This is a genomic window from Kribbella sp. NPDC004138, from assembly GCF_053603655.1.
Map to the genome: position 1 here is coordinate 68,147 of NZ_JBSGFZ010000020.1, position 22,839 is coordinate 90,985.

Here is a 22,839-nt window from a genome sequence, read left to right on the forward strand (position 1 = left end):
GGCCGCCCGTATCCTGGCAGTCGTCCCATTCCCGGCGTCAGGGGTCTGCGTTGTAACTCCGAGGTCTTTCGTCAGTCGATCGATCGCCACCTGTTCTGGTGCGCGGTCTCGTCCGAGACCTCGTTGGGAGTGCAACGCTCATGAGTTTTTCCCTGTCCTGCACCGACCTCTTCTTCGCCTGGCCCGACGGCGAGGTGCTGTTCGACGGCCTGACGTTCGTCGCCGGGCCGGTTCGTTCCGGCCTGGTCGGCCGCAACGGCGCCGGCAAGTCGACGCTGCTCCGGCTGATCGCCGGCCGGCTCACCCCGCAGCGCGGGGCGATCCGCGTCAGCGGCGAGCTGGGGTACCTGCCGCAGGACCTGACCCTCGACACCTCGTTGCGGGTCGACCAGGCGCTCGGCATCGACGCCGTCCGGCGCGCGATCACTGCGATCGAGTCGGGTGACGCCTCGGAGGAGAACTTCGCGGCCGTCGGCGACGAGTGGGACGTCGACGAGCGCGCGGAGGCGCTGCTCGGCAAGCTCGGCCTCGGCGCGATCGGCCTCGACCGCAGCGTCGGCGAGTTGTCCGGCGGCGAGACGATCCTGCTCGGGCTCGCGGCCGAGTTGCTGCGGCGTCCCGACGTCCTGCTGCTGGACGAGCCGACCAACAACCTCGACCTGCGGGCCCGGCGGCACCTGTACGACGCCGTCGACCAGTTCCGCGGAGCGTTGCTGATCGTCAGCCACGACCGGGAGCTGCTGGACCGCGTCGACCAGATCGGCGACCTGCGGAAGGGCGAGGTCACCTGGTACGGCGGAAACCTGACCGCCTACGAGGAGGCCGTCGCCGTCGAGCAGGAAGCCGCCGAGCGGATGCTGCGCGCGGCGGAGGCCGACGTACGGAAGCAGAAGAAGGATCTGGTCGATGCGCGGATGAAGATGGACCAGCGCCGGGCCCGGGGGCAACGCGCCTTCGAGCAGGGCGGCATCCCGAAGATCGTCGCCGGTGGGCTCAAGCGGGCCGCGCAGGTGTCGGCCGGCAAGCATCTCGGAATGCAGTCCGAGCGGCTCGAGTCGGCGCAGGAGGCACTGGCCGACGCGGAGGAGAAGGTCCACGACGACGACACCATCCGGGTCGACCTGCCGAAGACCGCCGTTCCCGCGGGCCGTGTCGTGCTGCGGCTGGAGGACCACGTCCTGCGGACCGGGGCGCACGTCGACCTGGAGATCCGCGGTCCGGAGCGGATCGCGCTGACCGGGCCGAACGGCGCCGGGAAGACGACGCTGCTGCAGTCGATCGTGACGGGGGAGTTGCCGGCGGTTCCGTTCCGGTACCTGCCGCAGCGGCTCGATCTGCTCCGCGACGACTTGTCGGTCGTGGACAACCTCGCGCTGCTGGCGCCGAGCACGGAGAACCAGGAGCGGCGGGCGCGGCTGGCGCGGTTCCTGTTCCGTGGCCGGGCGGCGGATCAGTTGGTCCGGACGTTGTCCGGTGGTGAGCGGTTCCGGGCGACGCTGGCGGCGTTGTTGCTGGCGGAGCCGCCGCCGCAGTTGCTGATGCTGGACGAGCCGACCAACAACCTGGACCTGTCCAGCGTGGGGCAGTTGCGGGATGCGCTGGCGTCGTACAACGGAGCGTTGGTCATCGCGAGCCACGATGTGCCCTTCCTGCGGGAGATCGGGATCACCCGGTGGGTCGAGCTGACGCCCGGGAGCCTGACCGACATCGATCCGCTGTAGGGGGCCTGTCCTCGCCCCGTCACCCCGACTTCGGCGGGTGACGGGGCGAACTTTTTGTGCGCCGGCGGGAATAGGACGTGCGGCTGCCCGGTTGCCGCCTGATACCCCATGGGGGTATGTTGGTCGGCATCGAGGACGGAGAGGGCACGATGAACGAGCACCACGACCACACCGGGAACGCCGAGCACACCGCTCACACGGCTCACACAGAGCACACAGAGCACACAGAGCACACAGAGCACGCCGGGCACGCTGGGCACGAGATGCACGGCGGGCAGGCGGCGCACGGCGGGCACGGGGGACATGCAGGGCACGGCGATCATGCGGCGCAGTTCAAGGACCGGTTCTGGATCAGTCTCGCGCTGGCGGTGCCGGTGGTGTTCTTCAGCGAGATGTTCGCCGACCTGCTCGGCTACATGCCGCCGGACTTCCCCGGATCGGGGCTGATCGCGCCGGTGCTCGGCACGGTCATCTTCGTGTACGGCGGTCGCCCGTTCCTTACCGGCGGCTGGAGCGAGCTGAGGTCGCGGCAGCCCGGGATGATGCTACTGATCTCGATGGCGATCACGGTCGCGTTCGTCGCCTCCTGGGTGACCACGCTGAAGCTCGGCGGCTTCGACCTGGACTTCTGGTGGGAGCTCGCGCTGCTGATCGTGATCATGCTGCTCGGGCACTGGCTGGAGATGCGTGCGCTCGGCGCGGCCTCCGGTGCGCTGGACGCGTTGGCCGCGTTGCTCCCGGACTCGGCCGAGAAGGTGACCGACGACGGGGTCGTCGAGGTGTCGCTGCACGAGTTGCAGGCCGGCGACGTCGTCCTGGTGCGCTCCGGTGGACGCGTGCCGGCGGACGGAACCGTGGTCGAGGGTCAGGCCGAGGTCGACGAGTCGATGATCACCGGGGAGTCGCGGCCGGTGTCGCGCGCCGTCGGTGACCCGGTCGTCGCCGGAACCGTTGCCACCGACAACGCGCTGCGGGTCGAGATCACCGCGGTCGGCGACGACACCGCGCTGGCCGGCATCCAGCGGCTGGTCGCCGAGGCGCAGGCCTCGTCGTCGCGCGCGCAGGCTCTCGCCGACCGTGCCGCGGCGTTCCTCTTCTACTTCGCGTCGATCGCCGGCGTGATCACGTTCCTGGTCTGGACGTTGCTGGGCGAGCTCAACGAGGCCGTCACCCGAACCGTGACCGTGCTGGTGATCGCCTGCCCGCACGCCCTCGGGCTGGCCATCCCGCTGGTGATCGCGATCTCCACGGAGCGAGCCGCGAAGGCCGGCGTCCTGGTGAAGAACCGGTTGGCGCTGGAGCGGATGCGGACGATCGACGCGGTGCTGTTCGACAAGACCGGCACGTTGACGAAGGGCGAGCCGGCCGTCACCGGCGTGGCCACCGTCGAGGCGGTCTCGCAGGACGAACTCTTGGCGCTGGCCGCCGCGGTCGAGGCTGACAGCGAGCACCCGCTGGCCAAGGCGATCGTCAGGGCGCACGCGGCCCAGGCCGCCGGCGCGCGAGCCGGCGGGGGAGCCGCAGGAGTTTCCGGAGGCAATGGAAAGCTCGTTGCCACGGACTTCCGGTCGCTGACCGGGCGCGGCGTCCAGGCCGTGGTGGACGGATCCGAGGTCGCCGTCGGCGGACCGGCGTACCTGCGGGAGAACGGCCTCGCCGAGCCGGACGGGCTGGAGTCCGAGGTCGCGGGCTGGAAGGACCGCGGGGCCGCGGTGCTGCACGTGGTCCGCGACGGCGAGGTGCTCGGCGCGATCGCGCTCGAGGACGAGGTCCGGGAGGAGTCCCGGCAGGCGGTCGCCGCGCTGCACCGGCGTGGTGTGAAGGTCGCGATGATCACCGGCGACGCGCACCAGGTCGCCGAGGCGGTCGCGAAGGAGCTCGGCATCGACGAGGTGTTCGCCGAGGTGCTGCCGCAGGACAAGGATGCCAAGGTCGCCGAGCTGCAGGCGCGTGGGCTGAAGGTCGCGATGGTCGGTGACGGGGTGAACGACGCCCCGGCCCTGGCGCGCGCCGAGGTCGGGATCGCGATCGGCGCCGGTACCGATGTCGCGATCGAGTCCGCCGGTGTCGTGCTCGCCGCCGACGACCCGCGGGCGGTGCTGTCGGTGATCGAGCTGTCGCGGGCCAGCTACCGCAAGATGTGGCAGAACCTCGTCTGGGCCACCGGCTACAACGTGATCACCGTGCCGCTCGCCGCGGGCGTGCTCGCCTTCGCGGGAGTCGTCGTGTCGCCGGCCGTCGGTGCGCTGCTGATGTCGATCTCCACCATCGTCGTCGCCCTCAACGCGCAGTTGCTCCGCCGCCTCGACCTCTCACCCACGAAGCTGGCCGCGTAGCCCGTCCACCGTGACGCGCACCAGGCGCCGTACCGCCGCTTTCGACGGTACGGCGCCTGCTGCTTGCAGTGCATGAACGCAGTACGTCGCCAGCTCCTTCGGCGGTACGTCGTCGCGCACGGCACCGAGCCGCTCGGCGATGAAGGTGACGAGGTGCTCGCGCGCGTGATTGACGTGCGCCGACCGGTGGAGCGAGGCGGCGGGCTCGGACGGCGGGTGCTCGTGGCAGATGAACGCATACGCCTCCAGCACGTCCTCGATGCGGTGGGTCCGCTCCCAGGTCTCGCCCAGTTGCCGGAGATGGTCCGCGACCTGGCGCTGGTGCCAGGCGGTCAGGATCGCGTCGACGTCCGCGAAGTACTTGTAGAGCGTCGCGCGCCCGATCGCGGACCGCTGGGCGACCTCGGCCATCGTCACCCCGGTCAGCCCGCGCTCGGCGACCAGGGCGGCGGTCGCGTCGAGCACCGCCGTCCGCACCGCCTCCCGATGGCTGGCGATGCTGTCGTCCCACAACTTCGGCATGCCGTGATTCTATCCGGACGATCTGCCTATGATCGAGACACACTGTCTCGAAAAAGGAGTTGCCGATGCCGGCCCTCGAAGCACACCTCGACACCGAGCGCGCCGAGCGGTACCTGACCCAGCTGACCAGTCACCTGTCGCACGGCCCGGGCGGGCTGACGGTGCTGTCCGCGGCGGCGACCGAGCTCGTCATCGACCTCGGCACCGCAATCTGGACGATCCGCTCCACGCCCAGCCACCTCGTCCTGCACCTGCAGGCCGACAACCCAGCCGACCTCGAGCAGCAGAGCGCCCGCGTGGCACACCGCGTCGAGCAGATCGCCCACCGGGACGGCCTGCAGGTCAACTGGCAACCGACCTGATCAAGGGGCCGGACCACGCTCGGCGACCCGGCCCCCTGTCTCAGTCCATCCAGCCAGGCCGGTGCGTCAGGCGGCGGGGAGCCGTCCCAGGAGCCGCTGCATGGTGGCGATTTCCGTGGTCTGGGCGGTTTGGATCTTCTTGGCAAGGGCGATCGACGCGTCGTCCTGGCCGGTGGTCTGTTCGGTCTTGGCCATCGTGATCGCGCCTTGGTGGTGCTTGATCATCATGTCGATCCACAGACGGTCGAACATGCTGCCGGTGGCTCGGTCGAGGTCGTCCATCTCCTGAGGGCTCATCATGCCGGTCATCGTGTGACCTGCATGCTCGCCCGGCGTCGGCACCGGCCTGCCCCAGCCCTTCAGCCACCCGGACAGTTGCTCGATCTCCGGTGACTGGGCGGCCTTGATCGCGGTCGCGAGGGCCTTGACCTCCGTGGTCGTGGCCTTCCGCAACGCCAGGTCGGCCATCGTCACGGCCTGCTGGTGGTGCGGGATCATCTGCGTCGCGAACGCGACATCCGCGTCGTTGAACGCGGTCGCCGGGGCGCTGCTCGGGCTGGTCGCCGGGGTCGGCTCGCCGCAGCCGGCCAGGCCGAAGACTGCGGTGAGGAGGGCGGCCGAGGCCGCGGTCGTGCGGTAGACGTGCGTCATCACATTCCTTGGTTCGTCGAGACAAAGTGGGTACGGCGGAAGTAGGCGCACGTCGGCCTATATGCGCAGTACACCCAACGACGACGGCGTCAGCCGAAGCGAGAACCGTTCACCCGCCACCCGCCGCGCCACCGCGAAGGGCGTGCGAATCACTCGCCAGGCCAGCAGGCTCCGCAGACCCAGCAGCAGCGCGAGCAGCAGCACCAGCCCGGTGAGCACAGCCACGCAGGCCCCGCCCATGCCATGCGCCTCGTCAGCCGGAGAGACGTGGACCGCAGCCAGGTCAGCGTCCAGCACCGGCGATGCGGTGTGCGTCATGGCCGGCCCGGGCATCGCCGTCATCGGGTCGTGGTGAGAGGTCAAGCCGTGCATGGCGAAGACGCCGGCGACTACTGTGAGTACGCCGAGCAACCGCAGCATGCGACCGGCCATCGCGACAAGGGTAGCGGGGTAGGCCGGTTGCACAGTCAGCGCCCGCCGGGTGTGCATTCTCCACGGTGAGTACCAGGGATGCCCGTCGTACGTTCGATGAAATCCCAGGGCTGGAGGTTTCGATGGCCGGTACATCTGTAGGTGCGGACGACTATGCGCTCGCCCGGGTCCCCGAGCACGCGCGGTACTCCTGGTGGTCGGTCGCGACCCAGCGGTTCGGGCAGATCTCGGCGCTCAGTCAGTTCCTGCTCGGCGCGACGCTCGGGTTCGGCATGAGTTTCTGGGACGCGTTCTGGGCGCTCACGCTCGGCGCGGTGATCCTCGAACTGGTGGCGATCCTCATCGGCGTCATCGGCGTCCGCGAAGGGCTGCAGACGTCGGTGATCGCGCGCTGGACCGGCTTCGGCCAGGCCGGCTCGTCGCTGATCGGGCTGGCGATCGGGATCAGCCTGATCGGCTGGTTCGGGATCCAGTCCGCGGTGTCCGCGGCCGGGCTGAGCCAGCTGATCGGCATCCTCCCGACGTGGGGCTGGTCGCTCGTCTTCGGTCTCGCGGTGACGCTGGTCGTGCTGCGGGGCTTCCACTCGATGGCCTGGGTCGCGTACGTGACCGTCCCGGCGTTCCTGCTGCTGGTCGGCTGGTCGATCATCAGTGAACTGTCCGACCACAGCCTCGGGTCGCTGGTCAATGCCGCGCCGGCCGGTCCGCACCTGAGTCTGCTGGAGGGCACGACGCTGGTCGCCGGCGGATTCATCGTCGGAGCGGTGATCACGCCGGACATGACCCGCTTCAACCGGACGGTCGGTGACGTGGTCAAGCAGACCGTGCTCGGCATCACCCTCGGCGAGTACGTGATCGGCCTGGTCGGCGTCCTGCTGGCGCACGCGATCGGCTCGGCGAACGTGGTCACGATCGTCACCTCGTCGGTCGGCTGGGTCGGCACGCTGGTGATCATCCTCGGCACGATCAAGATCAACGACTGGAACCTGTACAGCTCCGGCCTCGGCGTCGTGAACTTCATCGGCACCGTCTTCGGCCGGCACGTCAACCGGGCCGCCGTCACGCTCGTCGTCGGTGTGCTCGGCAGTGTGCTCGCGGCCGGCGGGATCCTGGACAAGTTCACCGAGTTCCTGATCCTGCTCGGGGTCGCGTTCCCGCCGATCGCCGGGATCATGGTCGCGGAGTACTTCGTGGTGAAGCGCTGGCGCCCCGACCTGGACGCCTCCCGGGCGAGCGGCGCGCTGCCCGCGACCGCGCCGACCTGGGTGCCGGCCACGATCGTGATCTGGATCGGCGCCGCGCTGATCGGCAAGTACGTCGCGTGGGGCCTGCCGAGCATCAACTCGCTCGTGGTCGGCTTCCTGGCGTACGTCGTCGCCGGCAAGCTCGGCCTGATCCGCGGCATCGGCACCAGCCGCACGATGGACAGCGAGCCCGCCACCGCCACCGCCGTACCCGCGACAAGCTGAGAGGAATCGCAGATGCGCATCGGTATCGATGTCGGTGGCACCAACACCGACGCCGTGCTGCTGGACGGCACCACCGTGCTGGCGGCCAACAAGTCCGCGACGAGTGCGGACGTGACCGCCGGCATCATCGACACGCTGGACCGGCTGCAGGCGGAGCGATCCTTCGACCCCGCACAGGTGCAGGCCGTGATGATCGGCACCACCCACTTCATCAACGCGCTGGTGGAGGCGCGGCGGCTGGCGCCGACCGCCGCGCTGCGGCTCGGGCTGCCCGCCACCGCGTCGCTGCCGCCGCTGGTCGACTGGCCCGAGCGGCTGGTCGAGGCGATCAGCGGCCGCAGCTACCTGGCGCACGGCGGTCACGAGTTCGACGGCCGGCACATCGCCGAGCTGGACGAGGACGAGCTGCGCCGGCACGCGGGCGACATGGTGAGTCACGGCGTCCGGTCGGTGGCGATCTCGTCGGTGTTCTCGCCGGTCAGCAACGAGTTCGAGCTGCGCGCGGCGGAGATCCTGCGGTCCGAGCTCGGCGACGACGTGGCGATCTCGCTGTCGCACGAGATCGGCCGGATCGGCCTGCTGGAGCGGGAGAACGCGACCATCATCAACGCGGCGCTGCGCGAGCTGGCCGCTTCGATCGTCGATGGACTGGCCAGCGCCGTCGCGGGTCACGGCATCTCGGCGCCGCTGTACCTGAGCCAGAACGACGGCACGCTGATGGACGTCGACTTCGCCCGCCGGTACCCGGTCGCCACGTTTGCGTCCGGGCCGACCAACTCGATGCGCGGCGCCGCGCTGCTGTCCGGTCTCGACACGTGCGCGGTCGTCGACGTCGGCGGTACGACGAGTGACGTGGGTGTCCTGACGCACGGCTTCCCGCGGGAGGCAACGACCGAGGTCGACGTGGCCGGCGTCCGGACCAACTTCCGGATGCCCGACGTGCTCAGCATCGGGATCGGCGGCGGCAGCTTGGTGGCCGACGGCGGCGACCAGGTGACGGTCGGACCGCGGTCGGTCGGGTACCGGCTGACCGAGGAGGCGCTGGTCTTCGGCGGCCGGACGGTGACCGCGACGGACATCGCGGTCGCGGCCGGGCGTGCTGAAGTCGGAGACCCGGGCGCGGTCGCCGATCTCGACCCGACGCTGGTGAAGGCCGCGCTCGCCCGGGTCGCGGCGGACATCGCGGACGCGGTCGAGCGGATGCGGACGTCGCCGGACCCGTTGCCGGTCGTGGCGGTCGGCGGCGGCTCGATCCTGCTCCCGGACGACCTGCCGGGCAGCCTCGCCGTGCACCGGCCGGACAACTTCGCGGTCGCGAACGCGATCGGCGCCGCGATCGCGCAGGTCGGCGGCGAGGTCGACCGGGTGTACGCGATCGACCCGGGCCGCCGGGACGCCGTGGTGGACGAGGCGCGGCAGGAGGCGGTCGACCGCGCGATCGCGGCCGGCGCCGACCCGGCGGCGGTGCGGATCGTCGACTTCGACGAGGTCCCGATCCCGTACCTGCCCGGCAACGCCACCCGCATCCGCTGCAAGGCGGTCGGCGACCTCCGTCTGGGGGAGACCCGATGAAGCTGCGGGCCGAGGATCTGGGCGCGTTGGCCCGGGGCGCTGCCGTGCTCGGCACGGGCGGGGGCGGGGATCCGCACATCGGGCGGTTGCTGGCACAGCAGGCGTTGCGGGAGCACGGGCCTGTGGAGATCGTTGCCGTCGGCGACCTTCCCGACGACGCCTGCGTGCTGCCGGTGGCGATGATGGGCGCGCCGACGGTGATGGTGGAGAAGCTGCCGTCGGCGGACCAGATCTCGGTCGCCGTGCAGACCCTGGCGAAGTACGTCGGGAAGACGCCGACCCACCTGGCCTGTATCGAGGCCGGCGGGGTCAACTCGACCGTCCCGGTGATCGCCGCCGCGCAGCTCGGGCTGCCGCTGGTCGACGGCGACGGGATGGGCCGCGCGTTCCCCGAGCTGCAGATGGTGCTGCCGACGCTGGCCGGGATCGAGGCGACGCCGATGTCGATCGTGGACGAGAAGGGCAACCGCGGCGTCTTCGACACGATCAGCAACGAGTGGGCCGAACGGCTGGCCCGCTCGGCGACCGTCGACATGGGCTGCTCCGCGATCGTGTCGCTGTACGCGATGACGGGCGTGGACGTCCGCGGTTCGTTCGTCGCCGGCACGCTGAGCAAGTGCGTGACGATCGGGCGCGCGATCGAGCAGGCACAGCGGGCCCACACCGATCCGGTCGCGGCGGTGGTGGACGAGCTGGGCGGCCGGCTCCTGCACGTGGGCAAGGTCGTCGACGTGCAACGCCGTACGACGACCGGCTTCGCGCGCGGTGACGCGGCCGTCGACGGACTGGACGCCTCGCACGGCCGGCTGCTGGTGCTGCGCTTCCAGAACGAGCACCTGGTCGCGGAGCTCGACGGTACGGCGGTGGCGACGACGCCGGACCTGATCATCGTGCTGGACACCGAGTCCGGTGAGCCGATCACCACCGAGGCGCTGCGCTACGGCCACCGGGTCAGCGTGCTCGCGGCCCCGGCCGACGAACGCTGGCACTCCCCGGAGGGTATCGAGCTGGTCGGTCCGCGGTACTTCGGCTACGACCTCGACCCGATCCGAGCGCTGGAGGCGGTATGAGCTGGCAGCTGGGTGTCGAGCACCTGCGGGATCTCGCCCGCGGGGCGGCGATCCTCGGGACCGGCGGTGGCGGCGACCCGCTGATCGGGCGGCTGCTCGTCGAGCAGGCGATCCGCGAGCACGGCCCGATCACCGTTCTCGACCCGGACGAGCTGGCCGACGACGCGTTCGTGATCCCGACCGCGCAGATGGGCGCGCCGACCGTCATCGTCGAGAAGATCCCGCGCGGCAGCGAACCGGTCGGTGCGCTGCGTGCGCTGGAGAAGCACCTGGGCAGGCGCGCCGACGCGACGATGCCGATCGAGTGCGGCGGCATCAACTCGATGATCCCGTTGCTGGTCGCCGCCCGCACCGGGTTGCCGGTGGTCGACGCGGACGGGATGGGGCGTGCGTTTCCCGAGCTGCAGATGGAGACGTTCTCGGTGTACGGCGTCCCGGGGTCGCCGATGGCGATCGCCGGGGAGCACGACGAGACCGTGGTGATCGACACCGGCCATGACAACCGGCAGATGGAGTGGCTGGCGCGCGGCATCACCATCCGGCTCGGCGGCGTCGCGCACATCGCGGAGTACTCGATGACGGGCGCCGAGGTGAAGCGGACCGCCGTACCGCGGACGCTTTCGCTCGGGCTGTCGATCGGCCGGGCGGTCCGGGAGGCGCGGGCGGCGCACGAAGACCCGATCGAGGCTGTGAGAGCAGCACTCGCCCCGACGCTCTACAACCACCTGCGGGTGCTGTTCCGCGGGAAGGTCGTCGACGTGGAGCGCCGTACCGTCGAGGGTTTCGCGCGAGGACGGGCCCGCTTCACCTCGTACGACGGGGCATCGCGGCTCGAGCTGCGCTTTCAGAACGAGAATCTGGTCGCCGAAGTCGACGGCGAGGTGGTGTGCACGGTGCCGGACCTGATCTGTGTGCTGGAGGCGGACACCGCGGAGCCGATCACCACCGAAGGCCTGCGCTACGGCCAGCGCGTCACCGTGGTCGGCATCTCCACCCCGGAGCTGATGCGCACCCCCGAGGCGCTGGCCGTGTTCGGGCCGTCCTGCTTCGGGCTGGACGTCACGTTCAGCCCTGTCGAGCGCCGCGCGGAGGCGCTCGTCCTCTGACCCTCGGCCCGCCGTGCTGACCCCTCCGCGGCGGGCCGGGGTTCCACCGGACGTCCCGCACTCAGCAACCTCGCGGTCCGTCGGCCCGGCACGCTCAGCCCGTGATCCGCACGGCCGATTTCGCGCGTTTGCTGAGTGCTGCAGGTCCGCCGGTGGCAGGATCGGCGCATGAGCACGGTCGTGCGGGAGCGGGATCTGACGGCGCTCGTTGTCGGGGTGACGCTGCTCGGCTCCGGTGGTGGGGGTGACACGCGCGCCTTCGGCCGGATGCTGCGCCGGCGGCTCGGTGCGGGGGAGTTGGTTCTGCGGGACGCCGCGGATCTGCCCGATGCCTCGGTGAGTCCGATCGGCGTGGTGGGAGCGACCAGTGTGCTGATGGAGAAGCTGCCGGGCGGTGGGGAGTTCGACGCCGCGGTGCGGGCTGTCAGCCGGTGGACGGGTACCGAGGTCACCGGGCTGATGCCGCTCGAAGCGGGTGGGCTGAACGGGCTGACGCCGTTGATCGCCGCCCTGGACCTTGGCCTTCCGGTGGTCGACGCGGACCTGATGGGGCGGGCGCTGCCGCGGCTCGATCAGTTCTCTTGGGCAGTCGCGGGCCGCTCGCTGACTCCGTGTGCACTCAGTGAGCCGAGCGGTCAGGTGATCGTCGTGGACAACGTTGACGCCGCCGGTCTCGAACGCGCCGTGCGCAGCTTCGTCGCCCACACCGGAGGGTGGGCCGTGCTCGCGCTGGCACCGACAGCGGTGGGGGCCGCGACCGCGGACGCCGTACAGGGGAGTCTGACCCGGGCGCTGGCGCTCGGACGAGCCCATGCCGCCCTCGAGTCCGATGCCACGCCCGCTGCGGTCGCCGCGGGTCTCGGTGGACGGCTGGTCGGTGCCGGGCGGGTCGAGGAGGTCGCCCGTCATCTCATCGCCGACGGTGGTGCCGCCTTCGGTCGCGGCAGCATGTGCATGGTCGATGCCGGCAGCCGTGCGGTCATCCGGATCGAGACCGAGAACGAGTACCTGCTCGCGCTGGTCGACGGCACACCGGTCGTCACCACACCGGACCTGCTCTGCGTGCTCGATCGGCGGACGCTGCAGCCGATCGCGGTGGACGCCATCCGCACCGGCGACGAGGTTGTGGTGGTGGCGTTGCCAGGGCCTGCCTGGTGGCGGCGGCCCGACCGGCTCGCTCACGTCGGCCCGCAGGCGTTCGGGCTGTCGTGTCCGCCGCAACTGCTGGAAGCGTCATGACAGACCTGGCGCCGACGCTGGCCGCGATGCTCAGCTCGCCGGGCTGGAACGACGTGGTCGTCCTCGCCGCCACGGCGATCCGGGAGCCTCGTCTGACCGGCTCCCAGGTGGTGCTGGAGGTCTCCGCGCATCCGGAGCAGCTGGACGGCCGGTTGCTCGTCGTACTGCTGGCAGATGATCACGCGGACTGGCGGATCGACGCACTGATCAGCAGGGCCTCGGCAGCCGGCGCGGGTGCGTTGCTGCTTGCGGGTGTGGAGCCTTTGGGGCGCGGTGCGCAGCTCCTGGCGGAGCGGCTGCAGCTGCCCGTGTTGGGCTGCCCGGACCCGCTGGCAGCGCACGAGTACCTGCGTCGCGTCACAGCAGAGCCGGAGGTGCTCCGGTCGGACTTGGTACTGCGAGCTGTCTCGGCGCTGCGGCGCGCGGGCGGCGACCTGAACGCGGTACTGCGGACCACGGCCGACGTACTGGACCGGCCGGTCACATTGGCGGGGGCCGACGGCGGCACGCTGGCCGGTGAGCCGTTGGAGCCCGACGAGCGTACGGCGCTGGCGACGGCCCTGCCACGCGTGCCTGTGGCATGGGCCGCGCCGTACCGCATCGACCTCCCCAGCGGCGCCGTACTGCTTGCGGTTGCTGTGCTCGGCGTCGGGCCGGTGTGCTGGCTGGTGGCGCGGCTGCCCGGTGCGGTGCCGGCCGAGGTCGCCGCCGTGCCTGACGTGCTCAGCGTCGTCGCACCGGCGGTCGGTGAGCGTATGGCGCTCAGAACGCTGGAGCTGGAGCGGGACGCCCGTCAGCGGACGTCATTGCTCGGTGAGCTGCTCCACGGCGAGCCGTCGGAGGCGACGCGGCGGCGTGCGGTGGATCTCGGCTGGCAGCTCGACGGCTGGCACACCGGGATCCGGATCGGGGCCGAGGGACAAGTTGATGTCGCCGGTCGGCGAGCCGATGTGGTGGAGGCGTTCGACGCCGAAGGGCTACGGGCTGTTGTGGTAGAGCAGGGCGACGGCTGGTCCGCGTGGATCACCGCTGTCCGGGAACCGACGGCAACCGAGGTGCAGCAGCAGGCCGCCGCGATCCGGCGGGTCCAGCGGCGACTGGTGCAGACCGTGGACACGTACGTCGGCGTCGGGCGGGTGCAGCCGGGGCCGAGCGGAATCGCCACGACCCTGGCCGAAGCGGGCGACGCGGCCGGTTTGGCGCGCGGCCGGGCCGAGACCGGCCGCTTCCTGCACGTGGACCGGCTGGGCCTGGCGCAACTCCTGCTGGCCTGGACCCGCACCGACACGTTCCAGCCCGCCGCGCGGGCGCTGCTGGCTCCGATCAAGGACCAGCCCGGAGACCTCGTCACCACACTGGCTGTCTACCTGGACACAGAATCCTCCGTGGCCGAAACAGCCGCAGTGCTTGGCATCCACCGCAACACCGCCGCCGCCCGGATCGCCAAGATCCAGCACCTCCTGGGCGTCGACCTCACCAACCCGGACGAACGGCTGGCCCTACACCTGGCCTCCCGCACAACCCCTACGGAGTAGGTGCGTCCTCGCGGAGGAGGCCGGCCGACTTCAGGTCCGACCAGAGTGCGGTAGGGACCTCGGTGCGAGCCAGGGCGGCGTTGGTGTGGACCTCTTCGGCGTTGCGGCAGCCGACGGCGATGCCGGCGACGGCTGGGTGTGCCAACGGGAACGCGATAGCCGCCGCAGGCAGCGTGGTCCCGTGCGACTCGCAGATGTCCGCGAGCTTGTTCGCCTTGTCGATCAGCGACTGCGCCGCGGGCTCGTAGTTGAACGTGGTCCCGGCCGCGGGCCGTGGCTGCGACATCAACCCGGAGTTGAACACGCCCACGGCAACCACCTGTACGTCGTTGTCCACGCAGGCCGGCAGGACGTCGTCGAGGCCGTCCGGGTCGATCAACGTGTACCGACCGGCCAGCATGATCACGTCGATGTCGATCTCGCGCACGAACCGGGTCAGCATCGCCGACTGGTTCATCCCGGAGCCGATCGCGCCGATCACGCCCTGCTCGCGCAGCTCGATCAGCGTCGGGAACGCGGTCGCGACCGCCTCCTCGAAGTGGTCGTCCGGGTCGTGCACGAACACCACGTCCAGCCGATCGGTCCCGATCCGCCGCAGCGAGTCCTCGATGCTGCGCAGGACGCCGTCGCGGGAGAAGTCCCAGCGCCGGCGCCGCGTCGTACTGACGTCGAATCCCTCGTCGTCGGTGGCGGCGTCGGAGGCCTCGTAGATGATCCGGCCGACCTTGCTCGACAACACGTACTCGTCCCGCGGCCGGGATCGCAGGCCGAGGCCGAGCCGTTCCTCCGCGAGCCCGAGACCGTAGTGCGGCGCGGTGTCGAAATACCGCCAGCCCTCGTCCCACGCCGCATCCACGGCGGCGACGGCGTCCGCCTCGTGCACCTCGCCGAGCAGGTTGCCCAGCGGCGCACCGCCGAGCCCGACGCGCTGACCGTCCGGAAAGAGCTTCATCAGCGCGCCGCCGGAAGCCGCAGGTTCTGCATCCCGCCGTCGACCGCGAGCGCCGTACCGGTCGTCGAGCCCGAGAGCGGGCTGGCCAGGTAGACGATCGCCTGCGCGACCTCGGCGGCCGACACCAGCCGGCCCATCGGCTGCCGCGCCTCGAGCGCCGCACGCTCCGCGGCCGGGTCCGCCGCGACGTCGAGCAGCCGCCCGACCCACGGGGTGTCCGCCGTACCGGGGTTCACGCAGTTGACCCGGATCCCTTCGCGCACGTGGTCCGCGGCCATCGCCATCGTCAGTGCGAGGACGGCGCCCTTGCTCGCCGAGTACAGCGCGCGGTTCGGCAGGCCGGCGGTCGCGGCGATCGAGCAGGTGTTCACGATCGCGGCCGCGTCCGACTTGCGCAGGTACGGCAGCGCGGCCCGGGTCACGCGCGCGATGCCGACCACGTTCACGTCCAGCACGCGGTGCCATTCGTCGTCGTCGTTCGCGGTCACGTTGCCCTGCGCGCCGATGCCGGCGTTGTTCACCACGATGTCGATCCCGCCGAGCTGCAGCGCGGCGGCCGCGACCGCGTCCCGCACCGAGCCGTCGTCGGTGACGTCGGTGGCGATCCCGGTCAGCGGCTCGGCGACCTCCGGCTTCAGGTCGAACACGACCACCTGGGCGCCGCGGGCGGCGAGCAGCTCGGCGGCCGCGAGCCCGATCCCCGAGGCGCCACCGGTGACAACCGCGCGGAGGCCGGCGAAATCAGTCACTTCTTCTCCTTGGTCAGGTCGGTCCAGATCTTGCCACCCGGGAACCGGAAGTCGGTCAGCGTCTCGGCATCCATCTCGGCGCCGAACCCGGGCCGCACCGGCGCCACGTACTGCCCGTCCCGGATCACCACCGGGTCCAGGAAGTGCTCGTGCAGGTGGTCCACGAACTCGATCACCCGGTCGTCCATCGATCCGCTCACCGCGACGTAGTCGAACATCGACAGGTGCTGGACCAACTCACACAGTCCTACCCCGCCCGCGTGCGGGCACACCGGGACGCCGAACTTGGCCGCCAGCAGCAGGTTCGCGACGTTCTCGTTGACGCCGGCTACGCGGGCCGAGTCCACCTGCAGCACGGACAGCGCCTGGGCCTGAAGCAGCTGCTTGAACACCACCCGGTTCTGCACGTGCTCACCGGTGGCCACCCGGATCGGCGCGATCGCCTTCGCGATGGCCGCGTGCCCGAGGATGTCGTCCGGGCTGGTCGGCTCCTCGACCCACCAGACGTCGTACGGCGCCAGCGCCTCGACCCAGTGGATCGCCTCCGCTACGTCCCAGCGCTGGTTCGCGTCGACCGCGATCCGGATGTCCGGGCCGACCGCCTCGCGGGCCAGCCGCATCCGGCGGATGTCGTCGTCCAGGTTCGCGCCGACCTTGAGCTTGATCTGCGTGAACCCTTCGGCGACGGCCTCGTGGCAAAGCCGGACCAGCTTCGCGTCGTCGTACCCGAGCCAGCCGGGCGTCGTCGTGTACGCCGGGTACCCGCGCTCGCGCAGGACCGCTTCCCGCTCGGCGCGGCCGTCCTCGGCCTTGCGCAGGATGTCCAGCGCCTCGTCCGGCGTCAGCGCGTCGGTGAGGTACCGGAAGTCGACCAGGTCGACGATCTGCTCCGGCGTCAGGTCCGACAGCAGCTTCCACAGCGGGACGCCGGCGCGCTTGGCGGCGAGGTCCCACACCGCGTTGACGACCGCGCCGATCGCCATGTGCATGACGCCCTTCTCAGGGCCGAGCCAGCGCAGCTGCGAGTCGTGCACGAGCGACTTCCAGAAGCCGCCGAGGTCGGTGAGCGTGGCGTCCAGGTCGAGCCCGAGGACATGGTCGCGGAGCGCCTCGATCGCGGTCGTCTGGATGTCGTTGCCGCGGCCGATCGTGAACGCGAACCCGTGTCCCTCCAGCCCGTCCCCGGCGTCGGTCCGCAGGATCACGTACGCCGCGGAGTAGTCCGGGTCGGTGTTCATCGCGTCGGAGCCGTCCAGGTCCAGCGACGTGGGGAAGCGGACGTCGTACGTCTCGAACTCGGTGAATCGTGGCATCGAGGACCCGATCTGCTGCGGTGGGCGGTCTGTCGGGACGGATCCTATAGGATATGTGGCTCGCGCGATAGGTGGCCCGGACCTGGGTCACTCACCAAGTCGCCGTTGAAGGCGTCGCGCCCGCTCGAGCAGCGCAGGGCGCGGGGGTTGGTGAGTGACCCAGGTCCGCCAGTTACAGTCGGTGGCGTGGCGGACGTGCGTGATGGAGTGCTGCGGCTGGGCAAACGGTCGTTCGGGGTGGACGAGTTCGCGCTGATGGCGATCGTCAACCGGACCCCGGACTCGTTCTTCGACCGCGGTGCGACCTACGCGACCGACGCGGCGTACGCGGCGATCGACAAGGCGGTCGCCGAGGGCGCCGACCTGGTCGACATCGGCGGTGTGAAGGCCGGGTACGGCGAGCCGGTCAGCGAGGACGAGGAACTGCGCCGGACAGTGGACTTCGTGGCCGGTATCCGGGCCCGCCACCCGTCGCTCGTGATCAGCGTGGACACCTACCGCAGCGGAGTCGCCCGGCAGGTCGCGGCGGCCGGTGCGGACCTGATCAACGACACCTGGGCGGGCGCCGATCCCGACCTGGTGCACGCCGCCGCCGAAGCCGGTGCCGGCCTGGTCTGCAGCCATGTCGGCGGTCTCTCGCCGCGCACCGACCCGCACCGGATGGCGTACGACGACGTGGTCGCGGACGTGATCCGTACGACGACCTCACTCGCGGAGCGGGCGCTCGCCGCGGGCGTCCGGCGGGACGGCATCCTGATCGACCCGACGCACGACTTCGGCAAGAACACGCTGCAGTCGCTGGAGCTGACCCGCCGCCTGGACGAACTCACGGCGACCGGCTGGCCGGTGCTGGTCGCGGTGTCGAACAAGGACTTCATCGGCGAGACCCTCGAACTGCCGCCGGGGCAGCGCGGCAACGGGACTCTCGCCGCGCTCACCGTCTCCGCCTGGCTCGGCGCCCGCGTGTTCCGCGTGCACGACGTCCCGGCCGCGCGGCAGGCCCTCGACTTCATCGCCGTACTGCGTGGCACGGCACAGCCCGCCGGAACCCGAAGGAGCCTGGCCTGATGCGGCTGCTGGACGAGCTCAGCGACGAGGAACTGATCGCGGTCTACGAGGTCGCGGACCGGAGCGTGCCGCACCTGCGCGCGAACTTCGTCAGCAGCCTGGACGGCGCGGTCGAGATCGACGGGCGGTCGAAGGCGCTGTCGAGCGACTCCGACAGCCGGGTGTTCAGCATGATCCGGCGGCTCGCCGACGTCGTCCTGGTCGGCGCCGGGACGATCCGCGACGAGGGCTACAACCCGCTCAAGCTGTCCGCGAAGGCCCGCGAGTGGCGGACCGCGGCCGGGCTCGCCGAGAACCCGACGCTCGCGATCGTGTCCTCGCGGCTCGAGCTGAGTCCGGTCAACCCGGTGTTCAGCTCCGCCGTCCGGCCGATCGTCGTGACGCACGCGGCCGCGCCGCCGGACCGGCGGGAGGCGCTGGAGGAGGTCGCCGAGGTGCTCGTCCTCGGAGCGGCCGAGGTCGACCTGCCGGCGGTCGTCGCGGAGTTCTCCGGGCGTGGGCTGCAGCAGATCCTGTCCGAGGGCGGGCCGCATCTGCTGGGTGCGCTGACCCATGCCGACCTGGTCGACGAGCTGTGCCTGGCGCTGGCACCGCTGCTGGCCGGGCCGGGATCAGGCCGCATCACGGCCGGCCCGCCGTCGACGCTGACCCGCCGGATGAAGCTGAGCTCGAGGCTGGTTGCCTCCGACGACTACCTGTTCTTCCGCTACCTCCGGGAGGCCTGACCCGTGCCCGTCGTTGCCGCCGCGGTCTGCCCGCACCCACCGCTGCTGATCCCCGAGGTGGCCTCCGGCGCCGCTCCCGACCTCGATCCGCTCCGAGCCGCCTGCCTGACCGCGATCGAAGCGCTCGCAACAGCAACCACCGTCCTGGTCGTCGGCTCGATCCCCGCCGGCACCCCTGTCTTTCCGCGGGTCTACGGCGCCGACGCAGGTGGCTCGTTCGGGGCCTACGGGGCGCCCGGGGTGCGGTTCGGCGCCGGGCCGGAGGTTCTGCCGTTGTCGCTGGCGGTCGGTGGCTGGTTGCTCGAGCAGTCGAAGGCGGCTTCGCTGCCGCGTACGTACTGGGCCGTGCCGACGGACGCCGTACCGGACGAGTGCGTCCGGCTCGGCCGGGAGATTGCCGACGGCAACGATCGGGTCGGTCTGCTGGTCATGGGCGACGGTTCGGCGCGCCGCAGCGAGCACTCGCCGGTGCACCTGCATCCGCGCGCCGAGATCTTCGACACCACGGTCGCGAAAGCCCTGCAGCACAAGGATCTCGACGTCCTCGAGGCCCTCGACCCGGACCTGGCCGGCGAGTTGCAGGCCGCCGGCCGCGCGCCGTGGCAGGTGCTCGCCGGAGCCCTCGCGGGGACGCCGTTGGCGGGCGATCTCCGCTACGAGGCAGCGCCGTACGGCGTCGGGTACTTCGTCGCGAGCTTCACCTGAGATGACCGACTCACCTGAGCCGTCCGGGGAGCGTGCCGGGTATCGGCGCTCGGCGAAGTCGCCCCGAGGTGAGGCCCGGCGGCGCGAACTGCTGGACAAGGTGGCCGACGAGCTCGGGACCAACGGGCTCGTCGACTTCTCGCTGCGCCGGGCGGCCCGCGCGGCCGGTACGACGCACAAGGTCCTGCTGTACCACTTCGACGGACCCGAGGACCTGCTCACGCAGGCAGTCCTGCAGTTGCGCGAGCGCCGCATCGACCGTGCCGTGGTCGCGGCGGGTGAGGGCGACGGCCGGTCGCTGGCGGACCGGGTGCGCTCGATGTGGCCGACGCTCATCGGCACCGAGTCGTGGGTGCTCGACCAGGCGATCGGCCTCGCGATGTACGACGCCGGGCGGTACGCCGACCTCGCCCGGTCGGCCTCGCGTCAGTACCTGCCGGCGTTGCTGTCGCTGTGCCCGGAGGACTGGGACGAGCAACGCAGGACCGAGGTGGCCGAGCTGATCCTCGCGACGCTGCGCGGTTTCCTGATCGAGTGGCGGACGAGCGGCGACGCGGCCGGGATCGAGGCCGGCTTCGCGGCGCTCGTGCGCGCCCTCGACCGCGAGGAGCGGGCGTAGACAGCGAGGAGCAGGCGTAGACAGCGAGGAGCAGGCGTAGACAGTTTTGCGAACCGCGTGGTTCACTTCTGCTATGCGCGAGAAGGTGAGCTTCACGAGTGGCGGGGTCATGTGCGCGGCCTGGCACTACCCGGGCGCCAACGGCGGGTGTGTGGTGATGACCGGCGGTTTCGGCGTCACGAAGGAGCCAGGGACGGACCGGTTCGCGGAGCGGTTCGCCGCGGCCGGGTTCGGCGTCCTGGCGTTCGACCACCGGAACTTCGGCGAGAGTGCGGGTGAGCCGCGGCAGGTCGCCCGGGTGTCCGATCAGCTGGCGGACTGGCGCGCCGCGATCGCCTGTGCCAAGACGCTTCCGGGTGTCGAGCGGGTGGCGATCTGGGCGTTCTCACTCCCCGGCGGATACATCGTGCAGCTCGCCTCGGAAGATCTCGGGATCGCCGCCGCGATCGCCCAGTCCGCCAACGTCGACGGCCCGACCGTGACGCGCAACGCCTCGCGCTACCAGACGCCCGGCAGCGCGCTCCGGCTGATCGGCCGCAGCCTGCTCGACCTGGCCGGCGGTCTCTTCGGCCGGCCACCTCGCCTGGTGGATCTCGCCGGGCCGCCCGGCACGGTGGCGCTTCTCAACACCCCCGACGCCCAACTGAGCAACGCGACCCTCAACCCGGACAACCGCTATCCCGAGTGGCAGCAGGCGATCGCTGCTCGGTCTGTGTTCCCGGCCGCGCTCTACCGTCCGCTGAAGTACGCGCCTGATGCCCGCTGCCCGATGCTGTACGTCGTGTGCGCCGACGACCAGTCAGCCCTGGCAGCGCCGACGCTGAAAGCCGCCGCGAGCACCCCGAACGCCGACGTCCTCCAGGTGCCCGGCAACCACTACGCACCCTTCCTCGACGCCCACGAACAGGTCGTCGAGGCCGAACTCGCCTTCCTCCAGAAACACCTGACCCCGAGACCAGCCCCGACCAGTCCAGCCGCTTAGGCCGACTCGATCGGCACGGCAGGCCAGCGGTCCGCGGTCGCGGCCAGGTCGTCGCGGCCCGCGGCACGTAGTTGTTCCACCAGTTCGTCGCGGGCAGCTCCTACTGCGGCGACCGCGTCGTCGGACGTGGCGTGCGGGCCGGACCAGTTGCACACCGCGTCCCCGGCGTACCAGTCATCCGTGGCGGAACGGCGTACGTGGGCCGTCGCCAGCCGTGCGGCAGCGAGAGGGCGGTCGGCGAGCTGCACGACCGCGTCGACGGCGATCACGTCGGCGGACAGGTCGAGGCGCGGCCGCAGCTCGACCGCGTCCGTGAGAACGAACTCGTACCCAGCCGGCGCGCGCTCTCCCAACCAGGCGAGCGCCTCCTGGGCCGTGTCGTGCAGCAGGCGGGCGTTGTCCGGATCCGCGAGCGTGTGGACGCCGCACATCCGCGTGTGCGTCGGCCGCAACTCGTTCTGCCAGAGCCGGACCTGCAACTCGTCCCGCCCCGACAACCGCCGCCCGAGAATCCGCGCCAGCCCGACCACGTCGAAGTTCAGCTCGTCAGCCGTCCGCCGCCGCCCCGGCACCGTCGCCTCACCGGCCCGCGTCCCCCGGGCAGTCCACGGACCAACGTGCCACCGCGCGAGAGCCGTCATACCCCCGACACTAATCGGTCAGCTCGCCTTCGCCGGGGCCGGGACGTCGAAGGTCTGGGCGAGGTCGGTGAGGATGGCCCAGGCGCCCTGGAGGCCGACGCCGGTCATCCAGGTGGTGTCGGAGACCTCGTGGACCTTGGGGGCCAGCGGCTTCCACAGCGGGTTCGCCTTGAACTGGGCGGCGGTCTTCTGGCCGAGGCCCTTCTCGTCGGCGTACACGGTGACGAAGATCGCGTCCGCGTCGGCGTCCTTGATCCGCTCCGGGCTGATCTCCAGCGCGAAGTCGTCGACGTCCTGCGACTTCGGGCGGGCCAGGCCGGCGTCCTGCATGACGATGCCGGAGAAGCTCTTCTTCTGGTACAGCCGGGTCGGGCCGTCGACGAACCGGGTGACCGAGATCGTCGGGTTGCCCGCCTTGGCGTTGATCGCGTCGCCGACGGTCTTGGCCGCCTTCTCGTACGCCGTGATCTCCTGCTCGGCGAGCGCCTCCTGACCGAGCGCCTTGGCCTCCAGCCGGATGTTGTCCTTCCAGGTCGGGCCGGTGGTCTCGGACATGATCGTCGGCGCGATCTTGGACAGCTGCTCGTACTGCTTCTCGTGCCGGACCTTCGCGGTGACGATCAGGTCCGGATTCAGCTCGGCGATCTTCTCCAGGTTCGGCTCGGCGAGCGTGCCGACCGCCTGCGCCTCGGAGCCGTACGTCGTCCGGTCGTCGCCGAGGTAGTCCGGCAGGCTGCCCTTGATGCTGCGGTACTCCGTGTAGCCTACAACCGGCGTGTCGAGGATCAGCGTGGCGTCGACGAAGCTGGCGTCGAGTGCGACCACCCGCTTCGGTTTCGCCGGGATCTCGGTGCTGCCCATCGCGTGCTCGATGGTGCGCGGGAACCCGTCGGACGCGCCGGCGGCGTCCGGGGAGTCCTCGTCCTGGGACCCGCCGCAGGCGGTGAGGGCGAGTGCGGTGACAGCGAGCAGGGCGGTGATGCGGGGCAGGCGCACAGACGTCTCCAAGCAACCGGATCAGGCAACGGGATAGGGTGACTCACGACCTCAGCGAAGTAAGGTAAACCTAA

General features: G+C 70.9%; 22 protein-coding genes. 14 read left to right on the plus strand and 8 right to left on the minus strand.

The features are described from left to right. Positions 1 to 140: 140 nt before the first annotated feature. Both ACWEOO_RS26795 and ACWEOO_RS26800 read left to right on the plus strand, forming a co-directional pair. The gene (locus ACWEOO_RS26795; RefSeq protein WP_452145364.1) at positions 141 to 1,721 is read left to right on the plus strand and encodes an ABC-F family ATP-binding cassette domain-containing protein; all 1,581 of its coding nucleotides are present in this window, start codon (positions 141 to 143) and stop codon (positions 1,719 to 1,721) included. 116 nt (positions 1,722 to 1,837) lie between these two features. Further along, on the plus strand, positions 1,838 to 4,057 hold the full coding sequence (locus ACWEOO_RS26800; RefSeq protein ID WP_452145365.1) for a heavy metal translocating P-type ATPase: 2,220 nt from the start codon (positions 1,838 to 1,840) through the stop codon (positions 4,055 to 4,057). On the opposite strand, the gene ACWEOO_RS26805 is transcribed toward ACWEOO_RS26800, so the two are convergent. Then, positions 4,034 to 4,579 carry a TetR/AcrR family transcriptional regulator gene (locus tag ACWEOO_RS26805; protein WP_452145366.1) on the minus strand — a complete coding sequence of 182 codons (546 nt, stop codon included), beginning with the start codon at positions 4,577 to 4,579 and terminating at the stop codon, positions 4,034 to 4,036. The two genes, ACWEOO_RS26800 and ACWEOO_RS26805, sit on opposite strands and share 24 nt — an antisense overlap. Positions 4,580 to 4,644: 65 nt before the next feature. Here ACWEOO_RS26805 and ACWEOO_RS26810 point away from each other — a divergent pair, with 65 nt between their 5' ends. Next, a complete protein-coding gene (locus ACWEOO_RS26810; protein ID WP_452145367.1) occupies positions 4,645 to 4,941 on the plus strand; it encodes a DUF2218 domain-containing protein in 297 nt (98 codons plus the stop codon). A 66-nt stretch (positions 4,942 to 5,007) separates the two neighbouring features. On the opposite strand, the gene ACWEOO_RS26815 is transcribed toward ACWEOO_RS26810, so the two are convergent. Further along, positions 5,008 to 5,592: a DUF305 domain-containing protein gene (locus tag ACWEOO_RS26815; RefSeq protein WP_452145368.1), complete on the minus strand. Its 585-nt coding sequence runs from the start codon at positions 5,590 to 5,592 to the stop codon at positions 5,008 to 5,010. 57 nt (positions 5,593 to 5,649) lie between these two features. Then, positions 5,650 to 6,024 (minus strand): hypothetical protein, encoded by a 375-nt coding sequence (locus ACWEOO_RS26820; protein WP_452145369.1) that lies wholly within the window; start codon positions 6,022 to 6,024, stop codon positions 5,650 to 5,652. Positions 6,025 to 6,146: 122 nt separating this feature from the next. On the opposite strand from ACWEOO_RS26820, the gene ACWEOO_RS26825 reads away from it, so the two are divergent. From ACWEOO_RS26825 to ACWEOO_RS26850, 6 genes are all read left to right on the plus strand, one after another. Next, complete coding sequence (locus tag ACWEOO_RS26825) at positions 6,147 to 7,493, plus strand: purine-cytosine permease family protein (RefSeq protein WP_452145370.1); 1,347 nt, start codon at positions 6,147 to 6,149, stop codon at positions 7,491 to 7,493. Positions 7,494 to 7,505: 12 nt separating this feature from the next. After that, the gene (locus ACWEOO_RS26830) at positions 7,506 to 9,065 is read left to right on the plus strand and encodes a hydantoinase/oxoprolinase N-terminal domain-containing protein (RefSeq protein WP_452145371.1); all 1,560 of its coding nucleotides are present in this window, start codon (positions 7,506 to 7,508) and stop codon (positions 9,063 to 9,065) included. Beyond that, positions 9,062 to 10,135, plus strand: a complete 1,074-nt coding sequence (locus ACWEOO_RS26835) for a DUF917 domain-containing protein (protein WP_452145372.1) — start codon at positions 9,062 to 9,064, stop codon at positions 10,133 to 10,135. The genes ACWEOO_RS26830 and ACWEOO_RS26835 overlap by 4 nt, the downstream gene beginning before the upstream one ends. Then, the gene (locus ACWEOO_RS26840) at positions 10,132 to 11,241 is read left to right on the plus strand and encodes a DUF917 domain-containing protein (protein ID WP_452145373.1); all 1,110 of its coding nucleotides are present in this window, start codon (positions 10,132 to 10,134) and stop codon (positions 11,239 to 11,241) included. Before ACWEOO_RS26835 ends, ACWEOO_RS26840 begins: the two co-directional genes overlap by 4 nt. Before the next feature lie 168 nt (positions 11,242 to 11,409). Beyond that, entirely contained in the window at positions 11,410 to 12,480 is a 1,071-nt protein-coding gene (locus ACWEOO_RS26845; RefSeq protein WP_452145374.1) for a DUF917 domain-containing protein, read from the plus strand. After that, positions 12,477 to 14,015 (plus strand): PucR family transcriptional regulator, encoded by a 1,539-nt coding sequence (locus ACWEOO_RS26850; RefSeq protein ID WP_452145375.1) that lies wholly within the window; start codon positions 12,477 to 12,479, stop codon positions 14,013 to 14,015. Before ACWEOO_RS26845 ends, ACWEOO_RS26850 begins: the two co-directional genes overlap by 4 nt. On the opposite strand, the gene ACWEOO_RS26855 is transcribed toward ACWEOO_RS26850, so the two are convergent. The 3 genes from ACWEOO_RS26855 to ACWEOO_RS26865 are packed head-to-tail and all read right to left on the minus strand — an operon-like array spanning position 14,005 to position 17,029. After that, positions 14,005 to 14,967 (minus strand): aldo/keto reductase, encoded by a 963-nt coding sequence (locus ACWEOO_RS26855; RefSeq protein WP_452145376.1) that lies wholly within the window; start codon positions 14,965 to 14,967, stop codon positions 14,005 to 14,007. The genes ACWEOO_RS26850 and ACWEOO_RS26855 overlap by 11 nt on opposite strands. Continuing rightward, positions 14,967 to 15,716, minus strand: coding sequence for an SDR family NAD(P)-dependent oxidoreductase (locus ACWEOO_RS26860; RefSeq protein WP_359925177.1), 750 nt, complete (start codon positions 15,714 to 15,716; stop codon positions 14,967 to 14,969). Before ACWEOO_RS26860 ends, ACWEOO_RS26855 begins: the two co-directional genes overlap by 1 nt. Continuing rightward, a complete protein-coding gene (locus tag ACWEOO_RS26865) occupies positions 15,713 to 17,029 on the minus strand; it encodes an L-fuconate dehydratase (protein WP_452145377.1) in 1,317 nt (438 codons plus the stop codon). The genes ACWEOO_RS26860 and ACWEOO_RS26865 overlap by 4 nt, the downstream gene beginning before the upstream one ends. A 186-nt stretch (positions 17,030 to 17,215) precedes the next feature. On the opposite strand from ACWEOO_RS26865, the gene folP reads away from it, so the two are divergent. The 5 genes from folP to ACWEOO_RS26890 all read left to right on the plus strand — a co-directional run bounded on the left by folP (position 17,216) and on the right by ACWEOO_RS26890 (position 21,128). Then, positions 17,216 to 18,097: a dihydropteroate synthase gene (folP, locus tag ACWEOO_RS26870; RefSeq protein WP_452145378.1), complete on the plus strand. Its 882-nt coding sequence runs from the start codon at positions 17,216 to 17,218 to the stop codon at positions 18,095 to 18,097. After that, a complete protein-coding gene (locus ACWEOO_RS26875; protein WP_452145379.1) occupies positions 18,097 to 18,822 on the plus strand; it encodes a pyrimidine reductase family protein in 726 nt (241 codons plus the stop codon). The genes folP and ACWEOO_RS26875 overlap by 1 nt, the downstream gene beginning before the upstream one ends. Before the next feature lie 3 nt (positions 18,823 to 18,825). Then, on the plus strand, positions 18,826 to 19,527 hold the full coding sequence (locus ACWEOO_RS26880; RefSeq protein WP_452145380.1) for a class III extradiol dioxygenase subunit B-like domain-containing protein: 702 nt from the start codon (positions 18,826 to 18,828) through the stop codon (positions 19,525 to 19,527). 1 nt (position 19,528) lies between these two features. Beyond that, on the plus strand, positions 19,529 to 20,146 hold the full coding sequence (locus ACWEOO_RS26885; RefSeq protein WP_452145381.1) for a hypothetical protein: 618 nt from the start codon (positions 19,529 to 19,531) through the stop codon (positions 20,144 to 20,146). A gap of 73 nt (positions 20,147 to 20,219) precedes the next feature. Further along, complete coding sequence (locus ACWEOO_RS26890; protein ID WP_452145382.1) at positions 20,220 to 21,128, plus strand: alpha/beta hydrolase; 909 nt, start codon at positions 20,220 to 20,222, stop codon at positions 21,126 to 21,128. Here ACWEOO_RS26890 and ACWEOO_RS26895 read toward each other — a convergent pair. Together ACWEOO_RS26895 and ACWEOO_RS26900 are read right to left on the minus strand one after the other, a co-directional pair. Continuing rightward, entirely contained in the window at positions 21,125 to 21,769 is a 645-nt protein-coding gene (locus ACWEOO_RS26895; RefSeq protein ID WP_452145383.1) for a hypothetical protein, read from the minus strand. The two genes, ACWEOO_RS26890 and ACWEOO_RS26895, sit on opposite strands and share 4 nt — an antisense overlap. Before the next feature lie 18 nt (positions 21,770 to 21,787). Continuing rightward, a complete protein-coding gene (locus tag ACWEOO_RS26900; protein ID WP_452145384.1) occupies positions 21,788 to 22,765 on the minus strand; it encodes an ABC transporter substrate-binding protein in 978 nt (325 codons plus the stop codon). Positions 22,766 to 22,839 lie beyond the last annotated feature (74 nt).

Excerpts from the sequence above, each read along its gene's own strand:
- ACWEOO_RS26795 (WP_452145364.1), top strand. The coding sequence starts at position 141 with ATGAGTTTTTCCCTGTCCTGCACCGACCTCTTCTTCGCCTGGCCCGAC.
- ACWEOO_RS26800 (WP_452145365.1), top strand. The coding sequence starts at position 1,838 with ATGTTGGTCGGCATCGAGGACGGAGAGGGCACGATGAACGAGCACCAC.
- ACWEOO_RS26805 (WP_452145366.1), bottom strand. The coding sequence starts at position 4,579 with ATGCCGAAGTTGTGGGACGACAGCATCGCCAGCCATCGGGAGGCGGTG.
- ACWEOO_RS26810 (WP_452145367.1), top strand. The coding sequence starts at position 4,645 with ATGCCGGCCCTCGAAGCACACCTCGACACCGAGCGCGCCGAGCGGTAC.
- ACWEOO_RS26815 (WP_452145368.1), bottom strand. The coding sequence starts at position 5,592 with ATGACGCACGTCTACCGCACGACCGCGGCCTCGGCCGCCCTCCTCACC.
- ACWEOO_RS26820 (WP_452145369.1), bottom strand. The coding sequence starts at position 6,024 with ATGGCCGGTCGCATGCTGCGGTTGCTCGGCGTACTCACAGTAGTCGCC.
- ACWEOO_RS26825 (WP_452145370.1), top strand. The coding sequence starts at position 6,147 with ATGGCCGGTACATCTGTAGGTGCGGACGACTATGCGCTCGCCCGGGTC.
- ACWEOO_RS26830 (WP_452145371.1), top strand. The coding sequence starts at position 7,506 with ATGCGCATCGGTATCGATGTCGGTGGCACCAACACCGACGCCGTGCTG.
- ACWEOO_RS26835 (WP_452145372.1), top strand. The coding sequence starts at position 9,062 with ATGAAGCTGCGGGCCGAGGATCTGGGCGCGTTGGCCCGGGGCGCTGCC.
- ACWEOO_RS26840 (WP_452145373.1), top strand. The coding sequence starts at position 10,132 with ATGAGCTGGCAGCTGGGTGTCGAGCACCTGCGGGATCTCGCCCGCGGG.
- ACWEOO_RS26845 (WP_452145374.1), top strand. The coding sequence starts at position 11,410 with ATGAGCACGGTCGTGCGGGAGCGGGATCTGACGGCGCTCGTTGTCGGG.
- ACWEOO_RS26850 (WP_452145375.1), top strand. The coding sequence starts at position 12,477 with ATGACAGACCTGGCGCCGACGCTGGCCGCGATGCTCAGCTCGCCGGGC.
- ACWEOO_RS26855 (WP_452145376.1), bottom strand. The coding sequence starts at position 14,967 with ATGAAGCTCTTTCCGGACGGTCAGCGCGTCGGGCTCGGCGGTGCGCCG.
- ACWEOO_RS26865 (WP_452145377.1), bottom strand. The coding sequence starts at position 17,029 with ATGCCACGATTCACCGAGTTCGAGACGTACGACGTCCGCTTCCCCACG.
- ACWEOO_RS26875 (WP_452145379.1), top strand. The coding sequence starts at position 18,097 with ATGCGGCTGCTGGACGAGCTCAGCGACGAGGAACTGATCGCGGTCTAC.
- ACWEOO_RS26885 (WP_452145381.1), top strand. The coding sequence starts at position 19,529 with ATGACCGACTCACCTGAGCCGTCCGGGGAGCGTGCCGGGTATCGGCGC.
- ACWEOO_RS26890 (WP_452145382.1), top strand. The coding sequence starts at position 20,220 with ATGCGCGAGAAGGTGAGCTTCACGAGTGGCGGGGTCATGTGCGCGGCC.
- ACWEOO_RS26895 (WP_452145383.1), bottom strand. The coding sequence starts at position 21,769 with ATGACGGCTCTCGCGCGGTGGCACGTTGGTCCGTGGACTGCCCGGGGG.